General features: G+C 67.0%; 12 protein-coding genes and 1 tRNA gene. 10 read left to right on the forward strand and 3 right to left on the reverse strand.

Translation table 11 applies throughout. The annotated features are described in order from the left end of the window. Window positions 1-68: 68 nt before the first annotated feature. Complete coding sequence (locus sphsw_RS12320; RefSeq protein ID WP_031440881.1) at window positions 69-1,616, reverse strand: globin-coupled sensor protein; 1,548 nt, start codon at window positions 1,614-1,616, stop codon at window positions 69-71. 202 nt (window positions 1,617-1,818) lie between these two features. Continuing rightward, window positions 1,819-1,893: transfer RNA gene (locus sphsw_RS12325), tRNA-Gly, on the reverse strand. A 163-nt stretch (window positions 1,894-2,056) separates the two neighbouring features. Between sphsw_RS12325 and sphsw_RS20490 the strand changes: the two genes are divergently transcribed. The 7 genes from sphsw_RS20490 to sphsw_RS12360 all read left to right on the forward strand — a co-directional run bounded on the left by sphsw_RS20490 (window position 2,057) and on the right by sphsw_RS12360 (window position 10,120). Beyond that, window positions 2,057-2,854 (forward strand): ImuA family protein, encoded by a 798-nt coding sequence (locus sphsw_RS20490; RefSeq protein WP_031440882.1) that lies wholly within the window; start codon window positions 2,057-2,059, stop codon window positions 2,852-2,854. After that, window positions 2,823-4,328 (forward strand): Y-family DNA polymerase, encoded by a 1,506-nt coding sequence (locus sphsw_RS12335; protein WP_235188385.1) that lies wholly within the window; start codon window positions 2,823-2,825, stop codon window positions 4,326-4,328. Before sphsw_RS20490 ends, sphsw_RS12335 begins: the two co-directional genes overlap by 32 nt. A 7-nt stretch (window positions 4,329-4,335) precedes the next feature. Then, a complete protein-coding gene (locus sphsw_RS12340; RefSeq protein ID WP_031440884.1) occupies window positions 4,336-7,719 on the forward strand; it encodes an error-prone DNA polymerase in 3,384 nt (1,127 codons plus the stop codon). 88 nt (window positions 7,720-7,807) lie between these two features. Next, window positions 7,808-8,704 carry a tetratricopeptide repeat protein gene (locus sphsw_RS12345; RefSeq protein WP_031440885.1) on the forward strand — a complete coding sequence of 299 codons (897 nt, stop codon included), beginning with the start codon at window positions 7,808-7,810 and terminating at the stop codon, window positions 8,702-8,704. After that, complete coding sequence (locus sphsw_RS12350; RefSeq protein ID WP_031395355.1) at window positions 8,701-9,303, forward strand: LON peptidase substrate-binding domain-containing protein; 603 nt, start codon at window positions 8,701-8,703, stop codon at window positions 9,301-9,303. The genes sphsw_RS12345 and sphsw_RS12350 overlap by 4 nt, the downstream gene beginning before the upstream one ends. After that, window positions 9,300-9,488 carry a Trm112 family protein gene (locus tag sphsw_RS12355; protein ID WP_031440886.1) on the forward strand — a complete coding sequence of 63 codons (189 nt, stop codon included), beginning with the start codon at window positions 9,300-9,302 and terminating at the stop codon, window positions 9,486-9,488. The genes sphsw_RS12350 and sphsw_RS12355 overlap by 4 nt, the downstream gene beginning before the upstream one ends. After that, window positions 9,488-10,120: a DUF2238 domain-containing protein gene (locus tag sphsw_RS12360; RefSeq protein WP_031440887.1), complete on the forward strand. Its 633-nt coding sequence runs from the start codon at window positions 9,488-9,490 to the stop codon at window positions 10,118-10,120. The genes sphsw_RS12355 and sphsw_RS12360 overlap by 1 nt, the downstream gene beginning before the upstream one ends. On the opposite strand, the gene sphsw_RS12365 is transcribed toward sphsw_RS12360, so the two are convergent. Then, window positions 10,102-11,316: a UbiH/UbiF/VisC/COQ6 family ubiquinone biosynthesis hydroxylase gene (locus tag sphsw_RS12365; protein ID WP_031440888.1), complete on the reverse strand. Its 1,215-nt coding sequence runs from the start codon at window positions 11,314-11,316 to the stop codon at window positions 10,102-10,104. The two genes, sphsw_RS12360 and sphsw_RS12365, sit on opposite strands and share 19 nt — an antisense overlap. A gap of 143 nt (window positions 11,317-11,459) precedes the next feature. Between sphsw_RS12365 and sphsw_RS12370 the strand changes: the two genes are divergently transcribed. The 3 genes from sphsw_RS12370 to sphsw_RS12380 form a co-directional block, all read left to right on the forward strand. Next, a complete protein-coding gene (locus sphsw_RS12370) occupies window positions 11,460-13,775 on the forward strand; it encodes a DNA translocase FtsK (RefSeq protein ID WP_031440889.1) in 2,316 nt (771 codons plus the stop codon). A 211-nt stretch (window positions 13,776-13,986) separates the two neighbouring features. Next, complete coding sequence (locus tag sphsw_RS12375) at window positions 13,987-14,607, forward strand: LolA family protein (RefSeq protein ID WP_031395416.1); 621 nt, start codon at window positions 13,987-13,989, stop codon at window positions 14,605-14,607. 261 nt (window positions 14,608-14,868) lie between these two features. Beyond that, window positions 14,869-15,134, forward strand: a 266-nt coding sequence (locus sphsw_RS12380) for an endonuclease/exonuclease/phosphatase family protein (protein WP_042467189.1), incomplete at its 3' end; no start/stop codon positions are given.

The raw sequence follows: 15,134 nt of genomic DNA on the forward strand, positions 1-15,134 counted from the left end.
CGTACCCGCCCCCTGACGCCCCGCCCGGGCGACCGGCCGAGGCCTGTCGCCTAGGACTTGTCAGGGCGTCAGAAGGAGTTCCAGTCGTCCTCGTGGCGAACCATCGCCGGGATTGCGGCTGGCGGCAGCGGCTTGACCGGCGACGTATAGCTTTCGGGCTGGCCATAATCCTGTTTCGCAGGTGCGACCGGCGGTCTGCCAGCGCGGGAGTCGCCGGTGCGGAACCGTCGGGCCTGGTCGGCCAGCGTGCCCACCTCGGCGGCTAGGTTGCGCGCTGCCGCCGACGTTTCCTCCACCATCGCGGCATTTTGCTGCGTCGTCTGGTCCATCGTCCCGATCGTCGCGGAAATCTCGGTGATCGCGACCGACTGGGCCTGATTGTCCCGCGCCATGGTGGCGAGCAGGGCGTGAACCTGTGCCACGTCGTCCGATATCGCCGCGAGCGCACCATCGACCTTCGTCACCGCATCGACCGCGGTGACGATGTCGGTCTGCGTCACCGTCAGCTGGTCGCGCGCGCGCTTGGCCTCTTCCTCCGCACGCATCGCGAGCGCGGATACCAGATCGGCCACGACCGCGAATCCGCGACCCGCGTCGCCGGCCCTTCCCGCCTCGACCGCGGCGTTCATCGCCAGGACGCGTGTTTGGAAGGCGATCTTGTCCAGCCCCTCGATCACGCTGTCGATGCCCTTGGCGCTGTCCGATACGCGGCCCATCGCCTGTACCGCCAGATCCGCCACCGTGCGACCGCCCCCGACCGTCGCGATCGCCTGATCGGCGCGTTCGACCGTCTGGCCGGCCGCGGTCACGGAGGCGCGAAGCCGGCCATCCATCTGGGTCACGGACGCGGCAGTCTCCTCAAGCGACGCGGCATTGCTCTCGGTCCGGCGGGCAAGATCCTCCGATGCCTGCGCGATCTCATTGGATCCGGTGCGGATCGCGGTGGCGCTTTCGGACACCGCGCCGATCAGCGTGCGCAACTGGTTGAGCGCGTCGTTATAGCTGTCCTCGAGCGGCGCGAAGCTGGCCGGGAGCCCCGTCAGCGTCGTCGACAGATCCCCGGCGGCAAGCGCGTTCAGCGCCTTGCCCATGGTCGTGATCGCAGCGTTGCGTTCGACCTGGGCTTCCTCGAAATACATCGACAGCGACAATTCCATGTCAAGCAGCGCCGCCTTGACGATCGCGATGCCGGCATCGGTCGCGCTCGGCGTGCGGAGCCCCTTCACCAGCCGCCGCCAAGGGCTGTAGTGGCGGCCGATCCCCGCAAGCAGATTTTCGAGAACGAGCGCATAGGCGCCGACATACCATCGCGGCTCGAGCCCGATCCGCGCGTGAACGGTCCCGATCCGCCGTACGCTGTCATAGAAGCTCGCGTCGAACTGGCCTCGTGCGATGTTCATCCAGTGCTTGGCCTGAGCCGACTTGGCCGAAGTCATGTGGCCGGCATCGCGAAAGAAGGGCGAGGTTTCGGGCTGATTGCGGACCCGGTCGTAGAATTTGTCGAGCGCGCCGCCGATCAGGGATTCGATCAAGGGCCGGACGGCGGCGACGGTCGCCTGCTGATCGGCTCCCATTTCCATGAATGCGAGACGCGACGAAACTTGGTCAACGGACACGGACGGCTCCGAATATAGCGGTAGATGACCAATTTATAGCAACGCGGCGCCGCTATCGGTCAGGTCCGCCTCAACAAATCGTCATCGTCGAGCATACATAGATCAAGCATGCCGTACGTATGGCGTGATGCCATCTGGGAGTTTACCGTGGAGGTTTGGAATCACCCGATCGGCGAAAGCCGCTGCCGTTCAAGGCAGCGACTGGAGCGGGCGAAGGGATTCGAACCCTCGACCCCAACCTTGGCAAGGTTGTGCTCTACCCCTGAGCTACGCCCGCTCTGGCGCCTGTGCCGCCGGTCTGTAACGACACGGTGGCGGGGTGAGGCGCGCTATTAGCCCGGGGTTTCGGATCCGGCAAGCGCCTTCTTTGCAAAATTTGCAGCGACCATCGCGAAGAATGTCCTTGGCGACTCCCCCAATAGAACATTACAAGAACAATTGTGAACGACTCGACCGCCCTGATCGCCCGCCTCAAGCGGATCGCGACGACCGGCCTGCCATCGCAGCGCGATGGCCGGGCGGTCGAGGCCTGGATGACCGAGGGCATGGCCAAGGCGCAGCTGCACGAGATCTTCGCGTCAGTCGACGATTCGGCAAGCGCCGCGGGTTTCGCGGTCGCGACAACTCTGGCCGCGCGAGCGGTGCCGTTATTGTGGCTGCGCACCGAGGCGAGCGAACGCCAGGGCGGGCGACTCCACGCAAACGGTCTGGTGGAAATGGGTCTCGACGTCTCGTCGCTGGTCCTCGCGCTGGTCGATGACGAGGCCAGCCTGTTGCGCACCGCCGCGGATGCCGCACGATGCCAGGGGCTGGGAACGCTGGTCATCGAATCCTGGGGTCGGGCGGCGAGCATCGATCTGACGGCGACGCGTCGGCTGATGCTGGCCGCCGAAACCTCGGGCGTGACCATACTCAGCCTCAGGATCGATGCGGCCCCCGTGCCCAGCGCCGCTGCGACGCGCTGGCAGGTGACATCGTGCCGGTCGCAACCGCTGGACGCGGACGCCCCGGGCAAGCCGGCCTTCGATATCGAATTGCTGCGTCGACGCGGAGGCCAGGCCGGCCTGCGCTGGCGCGTGGAGTGGAATCGTGACGCGTATGACTTCGAACAAGCCCTCCCCCAACCCGACATTGAAACCAGCATCGATACCGCGCCGCTATCTGGCGCTGGTATTCCCATGGTTGCCGATCGAGCGGCTGCGGACGATGCGCCCCCATCTGTTCGTCGGACGGGCTGAGGCACCGATCGCGTTCGTCGAGTCGGTTGCGGGCGGGGTACGGCTCAAGTCGCTCGACCGCGAAGCGCTTCGCGCCGGGCTCGAACCCGGGCTGACGCTTGCCGATGCGCGGGCACGCGTACCCGGACTCGAAACCTATCAGCATGATCCGCATGCCGATCACGAATGGCTCGAGCGGCTGGCGGACGGATGTCAGCGCTATACCCCGTCGGTCGCGCTCGATGCCCCGGACGGGTTGATCCTCGACATCGCCGGCTGCGTCCATGAATTCGAGGGTGAGCGCCGGCTTGCCGCCGATCTTGAGGAACGGCTGGCCCGCCGCGGCCTGCTGGTGCGACATGCCTTTGGCGACACGCCGGATACCGCGCGGGCGCTCGCGCGGTTCGCAGGGGCGCCTGCCCCCGACGAACGCCGCGCGGTGAAGCGCCTGCCGGTCGCAGCACTCGGCCTCGACGACGATGCGACGACCGCCTTGTCGCGCGCCGGGTTGAAGACGGTGGGCGACGTGATGGCACGCCCGCTCAGCGTGATCGCGGCGCGATTCGGCGAAGACGCCGCGATGATGATCCGCAGGCTCGACGGAACAGTGAAAGGCCCGATCGTGCCGCGGCAGACGATCGCACGGATCGGCGTCGAACGCCGCTTTGCCGAGCCGATCGCGCGGACCGACTATGCGCTCGAGATCCTGTCTGAGCTTGCGACCGAGGCCGGGATCCAGCTCGCCGAACGCCATGAGGGTGGCAGGCGCTGGGAGGCGAGGCTGTTTCGCGCCGACGGGCTTGTCCAGCGGTTGCGGATCGAGACGGGCCAGCCGACGCGCGACGTCGCCGTGCTGATGCGGCTGTTCCGCGAACGGATCGACAGTCTCGCCGACCCGCTCGACCCCGGCTTCGGCTATGACCTGATCCGCCTCGACATCGCGCTCGCCGAACGACTGGATGCGACTCAGCTGAAACTGGAGGGAGGGCAGAAGGGAGACGGCCAGGACCGGGATGGCCAGAACCGGAACGTGGCGCAGCTCGTCGACCAGCTCGGCACGCGGCTCGGTCGGGCACGGGTAAGGCGGTTCGCGGCGCGTGACAGCCATATTCCCGAACAGGCCGAACTGATGCTGCCGGCGGCGGACGCCGCCGCGGTCAGTGCACGCCCGGCGCCGTGGGCCGCCCCTGAATCGGGCGAACCGCCGCTGCGCCCGATCTATATGTTCGATCCCCCGCACCCGATCGAATCGATGATGGCCGAGGTCCCGGACGGTCCGCCGCACCGGTTCCGCTGGCGCCGCACCGTCCACGACGTCGCGCACAGCGAAGGCCCCGAACGCATCGCAGGCGAATGGTGGCGGCGTCAGGACATTCCGACGCGCGATTACTACCGGGTCGAGGATCGCCGCGGCCGCCGCTTCTGGATCTTCCGTCACGGCCTGTATTCCGAGGTCGAGACCCCGCGCTGGTATCTCCACGGCGTCTTCGCATGACCGCGCCGTGACCGCCTTTGCCGATTCCGCCTTTGCCGAACTCGTCGCGGCGACCAATTTCTCGTTCCTCGACGGCGCGAGCGATGCCGGAACCATGGTCGGTCGCGCGGTCGAGCTGGGCCTTGGTGGCATCGGCATCGCCGACCGCAACACCGTCGCCGGCGTGGTCCGCGCCCACCAGGCGCTGAAGAAGGCCAAAGACGGACTGCTGGGGATGATGCTGCCGCCGATCGACTTCCGGCTGATCGTCGGGGCGCGGCTGGTGTTCGAGGACGGGACCCCCGACATCGTCGCCTATCCTTCGACCCGGCGTGGCTGGGGGCGCCTGACCCGCTTGCTGACGGTCGGCAACCGTCGCGCCGAGAAAGGCGGCTGCATCCTCGGGCTCGGCGACCTGATCGCGCATCATGCCGACATGATGCTGGTGGTGATGCCCGAGAGCAGCGCACGCGGCGCAACGGCCGTATCGCCGCTGCCCGACGGTGACATGCTGCCCGAACGCCGCGACCGCGACCTGTCGAGCGTCCTCCACGCGGTGAAGCGGCTGGGGGCGGACTGTGTCTGGCTCGGCGTGACGATGCCGCGCGGCGGACGCGATCGGCGGCGGCTGGCACGGCTGGCGGGGCTCGCCGACGCGGCGAGCATACCCGTGCTCGCGACCACCGACGCGCTCTATGCCTATCCCGACGACCGCGACCTGCACGACATCGTCACCTGCATCCGCGAAGGCACCAGCATCCACAAGGCCGGTCGCCTGCTCGCCGCCAATGGCGAACGCCATCTGAAGGACACGGACGAGATGGCGCGGCTGTTCCGCGATCGTCCCGATGCGGTGGGACAAAGCGCCCGCCTGATGGCGCGGATCGCGTTCTCGCTCGACGACCTGCGCTACGAATATCCGCATGAGCCTGTCCCGCCGGGATGGGAGGCGCAGGACTGGCTGGAGCATCTCGTCTGGCAGACCGCGCTCGAACGCTATGACGACCGCGTACCCGACAGGATGCTGGCGCTGCTCCATGAGGAGTTCACGCTGATCCGCGAGAAGAACTATGCCTATTACTTCCTGACCGTCTCCGACATCGTCCGGTTTGCGCGCAGCTGCGACCCGCCGATCCTGTGTCAGGGCCGCGGTTCGGCCGCCAATTCAGTGGTCTGCTATCTGCTCGGCGTCACCTCGGTCGATCCGATGAAATACGACCTGCTCTTCTCGCGCTTCGTCTCCAGCGAACGCGACGAGCCCCCCGATATCGACGTCGATTTCGAGCATGAGCGGCGCGAGGAGGTGATGCAGTATATTTATCGCCGCTATGGCCGCGACCGCGCGGCGATCGCCGCGACGGTGATCCATTATCGCCCCAAGAGCACGGTGCGCGAGGTCGGCAAGGCGCTGGGCCTGACCGAAGACGTGACGCAGAAATTGACGAGCACCGTCTGGGGCAGTTTTTCGAGCCGGTTCGACGAACGCCGCTTCACCGAAACCGGGTTCGATCCCGACAATCCCGAGATCGCGCGGCTTCGCGAGATGGTCGACCGGCTGCTCGAATTTCCGCGGCATCTGTCACAGCATGTCGGCGGGTTCGTGCTGACGCAGGGACGGCTCGACGAAATGGTGCCGATCCACAACGGCGCGATGGCGGACCGCACCTTCATCGAATGGGACAAGGACGATATCGACGCGCTGGGGCTGATGAAGGTCGATATCCTCGCGCTCGGCATGCTGACCTGCATCCGCAAGAGCTTCGACCTGATGCGCGAGCATGGCCACGGCGATCACCTGCTCGACACGATCGCCGTCGCCGAGGACGACCGTGTCTATGACATGCTGTGCAGGGGCGACAGCATCGGCGTGTTCCAGGTCGAAAGCCGCGCGCAGATCAACATGCTGCCGCGGCTGCGTCCGCGCAAACTCTATGATCTGGTGGTGCAGGTCGCGATCGTCCGCCCCGGACCGATCGAGGGCGACATGGTCCATCCCTATCTCCGCCGTCGCAGCGGCAAGGAGAAGGTCGACTTCCCCTCGCCCCACCCGCGTTTCGGCCCGCCCGACGAACTTCAGCAACTGCTGCGCTTCACCTATGGCGTGCCGCTGTTCCAGGAACAGGCGATGAAGCTGGCGATCGTCGCGGCCGGGTTCACGCCGGGCGAAGCGAACCAGTTGCGCAAGTCGATGGCGACGTTCCGCAAGGTCGGCGGCATGGATAACTTCCAGGCCAAGCTGATCGGTGGCATGGTTCGCCGTGGCTATGAGGCGGAGTTCGCCGAACGCTGTTTCAAACAGATCGAGGGGTTCGGATCCTACGGCTTTCCCGAAAGCCATGCGCTGTCGTTCGCGCGGCTGGTCTATGTCTCGTCGTGGATCAAATGCTTTCACCCCGCGGTGTTCACCTGCGCGCTGCTCAATTCGCAGCCCATGGGGTTCTACGCCCCGGCACAGCTGGTGCGCGACGCGGTCGAACACGGGGTGACCGTGCTGCCCGTCGACGTGAATGCGAGCCTGTGGGACAATGGCCTCGAAGCCGGCACCACGGTCGGACAGGAATCGTTGCGCCTCGGCTTTCGGCAGGTCGACGGGTTCCGTGCGGAATGGGCGCACAATCTCGTCGCGGCGCGCACGCTCGCGCGCTTCACCGGGATCGAGGACCTTGCCCGCCGCGCCGACCTGCCGCAGCGCGCGATGAACCTGCTCGCCGACGCGGATGCGTTCCGCTCGCTCGCCAAGGATCGCCGCGAGGCGCTGTGGGACGTCCGCCGTACCCCGCCCAGGCAGCTCGCGCTGTTCGCCGCCGCCGATGTGCCCGAGCTGGGCGTCGAACCCGATGCACAGCTTCCCGCGATGCCCCTGTCCGAACAGGTCGCTGCGGATTACCAGACGACCGGCCTGTCGCTGAAGGCGCATCCGATGGCGTTCCTGCGCGATCGCTTCGCCGCCGAGGGAATCCTGTCGAGCGCGCAGGCCTGTGCCACCAGGGACGGCCGGCGCGCCAGGGTCGCGGGCATCGTCCTCGTCCGCCAGCGCCCGGGGAAGGGCAATGCGATCTTCGTGACGATCGAGGACGAGACCGGCGTCACCAACGGACTGATCTGGGCGCGCGATTTCGAGGCGAACCGCCGCGCGGTGATGGCCTCGCGGCTGATGGTTCTCGAAGGGGTGATCCAGCGCAGCGAGGAGGGCGTCACGCATCTGATCGCATCGCGCGTCCAGGATCGCAGCGCGATGCTCCGGTTCCTGTCCGAGGACCATGCACTCGATGCGCCATTGTGCCGCGCGGACGAAGTGGTCCGTTCCGTTCCGACGCGCAGTCCGGATTCACGGACGTCGCTGTCGCAACCCTCGCGCGCGCAGCATCCCCGCGACGTGCGTGTCCTGCCCAAGTCGCGCGACTTCCATTGAGAGTGTCGGTAAGATGGTGGCAATCACCGCGCCGCCGCCCCAGATAGCGCAAAGTTCAATACGGGAGTGTATGTTGGCCACGCTTGGAATGTCGCCTGCCGAGAAGGACGCCGTCGAGGCGTTCCGTCGCGATGTCGTCGAACCGTCGATGACGAAACTCGTGATCATCGACTTCTGGGCGGAATGGTGCGGGCCGTGCAAGGCGCTCGGGCCGACGCTCGAAAAGGTCGCCGCCGATTATGCGGACAAGGGCGTCGTGCTGGCGAAGGTCGATACCGACAAGAACCAGTTCATTGCCGCGCAATTCCAGATCAAGTCGATCCCGACCGTCTATGCGATGTACCAGGGACAGCTGGTTGCCGACATGACCAGCGCACGCACCGACTCACAACTGCGTGTGATCCTCGATCAGTTGCTCAAGCAGCTGCCGATAGAAGCGGAGGCCAATACCGACGCCCCCGACATCGAACCGCTGATCGCGATGGGCGAGGAGGTCCTTGCCGAGGGCGACGGGGAACGCGCGCTCGGTATCTTCCGCCAGATCGCCGACATGGCCCCCGAACACCCCGCGGTCCATGCCGGCTTCGTCCGCGCGCTCGTCCTGACCGGGCAGCTCGACGAGGCGGCGGACTGGCTTGCGAACCTGGACCCCGCGATCGCCAAGGATCCGGCGATCCACCGCGCGCAGGCCGCGCTGGCGCTGGCCCAGTCCGCGCCGCCGGTCGCCGACCTGTCGCCACTGATCGCCGCGGTCGAGGCAGCACCAGACGATTTGGCCGCGCGCTTCGCACTCGCAAACGGCCAGATGGCGGCGAACGACCGCGATGCCGCCGCGGACAACTTTCTCGCCATCATCGCCGCGGATCGCGACTGGAACGAGAGCGCCGCGCGGACGCAGCTGCTGAAATTGTTCGAGGTGGTGGGCCTCGAGGATCCCTGGGTCTCTGGACAGCGGCGGCGCCTGTCTGCGATCCTGTTCGGATGACGACCCGGCTCTCCATCTTCCCCCTGCCCGGCGCGCTGCTGTTCCCGGGCATGCAGTTGCCGCTGCACCTGTTCGAGCCGCGCTATCGGGCAATGATCAGCGACGCGATGGCGCGCGACCGGCGGATCGGCATGATCCAGCCGCGCGGTGATGATGGAGAGCTCTACGCACTGGGCTGCGTCGGCAAGATCGCCGAGGTCGAGGCGCTCGAGGACGGACGGTACAATGTCGTCCTCGAGGGCGTCGCGATGTTCCGCATCGTCCGCGAACTTGATGTCACCACACCCTTCCGCCAGGTCGAGGCCGAACTGCTGCCGGTGATCGAGGACGACACGCTGTCGCTCGGCCGGCGCTCGTCGCTCGAACTCGAATCGCGTCGCTTTGCCGACGTGCAGGGCTATGCGGTCGACTGGGACGCGGTCGCGCGGCTCGACGACGAGAGTCTGGTCAACGGCATCGCGCAGATCGCCCCGTTCGATTCCGCCGCCAAGCAGGCGCTGCTCGAGGCCCCCGACATCGAAACGCGCGCCGAGCTGATCATCCAGCTGATGCAGTTTTTCGGGCGACACGACGGCGACGAACAGGTGACGCTGCAATGAGCGGGCTCGATCCCTGGCTGCTCGAACGCCTCGTCTGTCCGGTGTCGCGCACGCCCCTGCGCTACGACGAAGCCGCGCAGGAGCTGATCTCCGATGCCGCCGGGCTCGCCTATCCGGTCCGCGACGGCGTGCCGGTGATGCTGGTCGAAGAGGCGCGGCCAATCGATGGTGCTGCAACCGCCTGATGGCGAAACCAGACCGCCGCCTCGTCATCCTGGGGGCGGCCTGGAGCGTCGGGCTCGCGGCATCGGGATGGTCGCCCTTTGATCGCGCCACCTGGTGGATGGAGGTGGCGCCCGTCCTGATCGCCTTTCCGATCCTGGTGGCGCTGCGTCACCGGTTCGCCTTCACCCCTCTGGCGCTGTCCCTGATCGCGTTTCATGGCTTCGTGCTGATGCTGGGTGGCGCCTATAGCTATGCCCGCGTCCCGGCCGGTTTCATGGTGCAGGACTGGCTGCATCTCGCGCGCAATCCCTATGACCGGTTCGGTCACCTGATCCAGGGATTCGTCCCCGCGATCGTGCTGCGCGAACTGTTGATCCGGGGTCGGCATATCGCCTCGCCACGGCTGCTGACCATCACCGCCCTCGCCTATTGCCTCGCCATCAGCGCGCTGTACGAACTGATCGAATTCGGTGCGGCGGTTTCGCTCGGCGAGGGCGCAGACGCGTTTCTCGGGACGCAGGGCGACCCCTGGGATACGCAGTGGGACATGCTGATGTGCCTGGTCGGCGCCGCGCTCGCCGTCATGCTGCTGTCCCGCCCGCACGATCGCCAGATCGCGCGGACGGGCGATGGTCAGATCGTCAGACCCTGAAGCAGCTTGGGCAGGTCGCCGCTCTCACCCCGCGCCTCTGCCATGAAGCGATCCTTGAGCGGCGGTAGCGCGTTGACCGCGCTGATGCCGAAGCGGCGCACCGCACTCGCGGTCTTGCCGGGCATGCCGAACAGCCGGGTCAGCGTGTCGGTCGCGGCCGCGGTCATGAACGTGTCGAGCCCGCGCCAGCGCTGATAGCGCGCGAGCAGCGCCGCATCGCCGAGGTCGAGGCCGAGGCGTTTGCCCTCGACCAGGACTTCGGCCAGCGTCGCCACGTCGCGAAAGCCGAGATTGAGCCCTTGTCCAGCGATCGGGTGGATGCCGTGCGCCGCATCGCCGACCAGCGCGAGCCGCGTGTCGGTAATGCGCGCCGCGTGCTGAAAGCCGAGCGGATAGGAGGAGCGCGGCGTCAGCTTCGACAGCTCGCCGAGAAAGCCGCCCATGCGCTTGCTCGCCTCGGCGAGGAACGCGCGGTCACCCATCTTGAGCATCCCTGCGGCGTTTTTCGTGTCGACCGTCCACACGATAGCGGAGCGATGCCCCTCCGCATCGTCGGGCAGCGGCAGCAGCGCAAACGGGCCGCTGGCGTAGAAGATCTCGTAGGCGACATCCTCATGCGAGCGTTCGTGATGAAAGGCGGCGATGATCGCGGTGTGATCATAGGACCAGTGCGCCATCGTGATCCCGGCCGCCTCGCGCGTCGGCGACTTGCGCCCCTCGGCGACAACGACCAGCGGCGCGCGGACCACCGCGCCCGAATCGAGCGTCGCGGTCACCCCCGCGGCGCTGCGGTCGAGATCGGTCGCGCGCGTCATCATCCGCAGGTCGACATGCGCCGCCGCGCTCGCGGCATCGAACAGCGTGTGACGGAGCAGCTTGTTCTCGTACATCGTGCCCAGCGCGCCGTCGTCCGCGGCGGGGACGAAATCGAGCTTGCCCGGTTCCAGCCCGTCGCTGACGCGAATCTGGCGGATCGCGCAGCCCTGCCCCGCCAGCGTCGCGCCGACGCCGATCGCATCGAGCATCCGGTGGCTCGCGCTCGCGACGGCCGAAGCCCGGCCATCGAAGCCCGGCGCCAGCGTGACCGCGGGGTCCGCCGGATCGATCACGATCGTCGAGATGCCGTGCACGTCGAGCGCCACGGCGAGCGTCGCACCGACCAGCCCGCCACCGAGGATGAGTACATCTGTGTCCATGATGCCGCTCTATCCCGCCCGCCCGCCGCTGCCAACGTCGATCCGGGGTCGCTTTAACCCGTGTTGTCGCGTGCTCGCCTTGACGTCGGACCCGCCCGGCGCGATGAAAAGTCGGATTTTCGCACATTGAAGGATTTGAGGTCATGGCCAGCCGCGCGCAGCCAGCCTTATGGCGTGAGACGGTAAAGGCGGGGGCGGTGCGCAGCGGCGCGCTGATCGCCGCGATCGCGCTGTTCGTCGCGACGTTGCTGATGGCGCTGGCGCTGGCCAGCTATCATGCCAGCGATCCGGCGCTGAACACCGCGTCGGGCGGCTATCCGGCCAACCTGATCGGCCCGCCGGGCGCGTGGTTCGCCGATATCGCGCTGTCGCTGTTCGGCCCCGCCGTCGCGCTGCTGCTGCCGGTCGGGCCGATCCTTGCGATGCGGCTGTGGCGCGACCTGCCGGTCGGACGCTGGGCGCGGATGCTGCGCGGTGCGACTCTCGGCGTTGCGCTGATGGCCAGCGCGCTCGCCTTCGTGTCCGACGCGTCGGTGCTCGCACTTCCCGCAGGCTGGGGTGGCATCATCGGCCTGTCGGTCGCCAATGCGGTGCATTGGGGTCTTGGTTTCCTGGGCCAGCCGGTCGCCGAACTCTGGTCGGCGCGCGCCGTCGGGCTCGTCGCCGCGATCGCGGGGGCGATCGTCTGGGGCAAGAGCATCGAGATCGATCTGGGCGAGCGCAAGTGGCGCTTCCGGCGCAACCGGATCCCGGCGCTCGGCTATGATGACGGGGCCGACGGCTATGTCGGTGGGCCTGACGACGAGGACGAGCCGCTGACGCTGACGCGCAAGCCCGTCGAGCCGCGCGCGATCGCCGAACCCGATCCACGCCCCGCGCCCGTCATCGCCGACCGCCAGAACGCGCCGTCGCAGGCGAAACCCAAGGAACGCCAGCTCGACCTGCGCGACAATTACACGCTGCCGAGCGTCGACCTGCTGACGCCGTCGCCGCCGAGCCAGGGCAATGTCGTCGACAAGGCCGGGCTCGAACGCAACGCGCGGCTGCTGGAGAACGTGCTCGACGATTTCCACGTCAAGGGATCGATCATCGAGGTGCGGCCGGGGCCGGTCGTGACGATGTACGAGCTCGAACCCGCGCCCGGCATCAAGGCGAGCCGCGTGATCGCGCTGGCCGACGACATCGCGCGCAACATGTCGGCGATCTCCGCACGCGTCGCGGTGATCCCGGGACGCAATGTGATCGGCATCGAACTGCCCAATGCGCGGCGCGAGGCGGTCTCGCTCCACGAGCTCGTCGGCAGCCAGACGTTCGAGGATCAGGCCGCGCAGCTGCCGATCATCCTGGGCAAGAACATCGCGGGCGATTCGGTGATCGCCGATCTCGCGCCGATGCCGCATCTGCTGGTCGCCGGGACGACAGGCTCGGGCAAGTCGGTCGGGCTCAACAGCATGATCCTGTCGCTGCTGTACAAGCTGACGCCGAACCAGTGCCGGATGATCATGATCGATCCGAAGATGCTCGAACTGAGCATGTATGACGACATCCCGCATCTGCTGTCGCCGGTCGTGACCGATCCCGCCAAGGCGGTGCGCGCGCTGAAATGGGCGGTTGAGACGATGGAGGATCGCTATCGCCAGATGTCCTCCGTCGGCGTGCGCAGCCTCGCGGGCTTCAACGACAAGGTGCGCGGTGCCAAGGCCAAGGGGCAACCCCTGGGTCGGAAGGTGCAGACCGGCTATCACCCCGACACCGGCGCGCCGATGTACGAGGAGGAGAAGCTCGAATATGACGTGTTGCCGCAGATCGTGGTGATCGTCGACGAGCTGGCCGATCTGATGATGACCGCGGGCAAGGAGGTCGAATTCCTCATCCAGCGATTGGCGCAGAAGGCGCGCGCGGCGGGCATCCACCTGATCATGGCGACGCAGCGGCCGTCGGTCGACGTGATCACCGGCGTCATCAAGGCAAACCTGCCGACGCGCATCAGCTTCCATGTCACGTCGAAGATCGATTCGCGCACCATTCTCGGCGAACAGGGCGCCGAACAGCTGCTGGGCAAGGGCGACATGCTCTACATGCCCGGCGGCAAGGGCATCGTCCGCGTCCACGGGCCGTTCGTCAGCGATGACGAGGTCCGGCTGGTGGCGGATCACTGGCGGTCGCAGGGCCTGCCCGATTACATCTCGTCGGTAACCGAGGAGCCCGAGGACGGCTTCACGCTCGAAGGCTCCCCGACCGGCGAGGATTCGGCGGAGGACCAGCAATATCGCAACGCCATCCAGCTGGTCTGCGAATCGCAAAAGGCGTCGACCTCGTGGCTGCAGCGGCAGTTGCGGATCGGCTACAACTCGGCCGCCCGGTTGATCGAGCGGATGGAAAAGGACGGCATCGTCGGCCGGCCCGATCATGTCGGACGCCGCGAGGTCCTGCGCGATACCGAAGGGCATGCGATCTGAGGGGTTGAGGGGGGGCGTCCAGCACACCCCTGCCCGTCATCCCAGCGAAGGCTGCGATCCAGAGCCCCAAGACCCGGCCTATGCGGCGCTGGATCCCGGGTCAGGCCCAGGATGACGGAGGCTCTGGCGGCGATGACCCGATCCTCACGCATCCCAGTTCACAACCCGTTCAAGCCGGGCCCGGCATTGCCCGGCGTCCAAGGAGATTTCGATGTTCAACACCCGCCCCGCGGTGATCGCGACGATCGCCGCCCTCTCGGTCGCCGCCGTGCCGTCGCCGATCGCCGCACAGGCGACCGGCGACCTCGCCGCCGTCCAGAAGCACCTGCAATCGGTCACGACGATGACCGCCGACTTTTCGCAGGCGGATCGCAACGGCAAGGTGCTGACCGGCGTGCTGACGCTCAAGAAGCCGGGCAAGCTGCGGTTTCAATATGAGAAGGGCGTGCCGATCCTGATCGTCGCCGAGGGCGGCGCACTGACCTTCATCGACTATTCGGTGAAGCAGGTGCAGCGCTGGCCGATCAAGAATTCGCCGCTCGGCGTGCTGCTCGACCCCAGTCGCGACATCACGCGCTATGCCAAGCTGGTCCCCGGCTATGACAACCGCGTCGTCTCGGTCGAGGCGAACGACCCCAAGCATCCTGAATATGGCCGCATCACTTTGGTGTTCGCACGCGATGCCGCCGCCCCCGGCGGGCTGATGCTGCAGGGCTGGGTCGCACTCGACAGCCAGAACAACCGGACCACCATCCGCCTGTCCAAGCAGAAGTTCGGCGGACCGGTCAGCGACAACACCTTCCGGTGGAACGACCCGCGCCGGACCCGGTAAGTCTGGTCACCTCCTGAAAATGAACGGCATTGTCGTTTCATTCATCCCGGCGACAGGTTCCTGGCGCTAGGGGCTGAGTCGCGGATGTGGGGCATTCGGGATTTTTCCCCCTGTTGCCCGGATGGTGTCCCCATTGTCTGCCTGCGTGACGAACGCTGAGTCGGCCCTCGCTCCACGCCCCCGGAGCGGGGGTCTTTTCGTTGATCGGCACGCCGCCGCGCGATCCTTGTCGCCACCCCCACGCGGCGCTACATCGCACGCGTGAAAATCGTCTCCTGGAACATCAACTCGGTCCGCTTCCGGATCGCCATCGTCGAGCAGTTTCTGAAGGAAGCCGCGCCCGACATCCTGTGCCTCCAGGAAACCAAGGTCGTCGACGACGACTTCCCCTTCGATACGTTCCGCGCGCTCGGCTATGAGCATATCGTGCTTCACGGCCAGCGCATGCATCACGGCGTCGCGATCCTGAGCAAGGTGCCGATCGTCGCCGACGACCGGTTTGACTGGCAGGCGAACAGCGAAGCCCG

Origin of the sequence: Sphingomonas sp. FUKUSWIS1 (assembly GCF_000733135.1) — a bacterium.
Classification (GTDB): Bacteria; Pseudomonadota; Alphaproteobacteria; order Sphingomonadales; family Sphingomonadaceae; genus Sphingomonas; species Sphingomonas aerolata.

Coding starts and splice junctions, on each gene's coding strand:
- sphsw_RS12335 (WP_235188385.1), top strand. CDS start 2,823: ATGCGCCCCCATCTGTTCGTCGGACGGGCTGAGGCACCGATCGCGTTC.
- sphsw_RS12345 (WP_031440885.1), top strand. CDS start 7,808: ATGTCGCCTGCCGAGAAGGACGCCGTCGAGGCGTTCCGTCGCGATGTC.
- sphsw_RS12350 (WP_031395355.1), top strand. CDS start 8,701: ATGACGACCCGGCTCTCCATCTTCCCCCTGCCCGGCGCGCTGCTGTTC.
- sphsw_RS12355 (WP_031440886.1), top strand. CDS start 9,300: ATGAGCGGGCTCGATCCCTGGCTGCTCGAACGCCTCGTCTGTCCGGTG.
- sphsw_RS12360 (WP_031440887.1), top strand. CDS start 9,488: ATGGCGAAACCAGACCGCCGCCTCGTCATCCTGGGGGCGGCCTGGAGC.
- sphsw_RS12365 (WP_031440888.1), bottom strand. CDS start 11,316: ATGGACACAGATGTACTCATCCTCGGTGGCGGGCTGGTCGGTGCGACG.
- sphsw_RS12370 (WP_031440889.1), top strand. CDS start 11,460: ATGGCCAGCCGCGCGCAGCCAGCCTTATGGCGTGAGACGGTAAAGGCG.
- sphsw_RS12375 (WP_031395416.1), top strand. CDS start 13,987: ATGTTCAACACCCGCCCCGCGGTGATCGCGACGATCGCCGCCCTCTCG.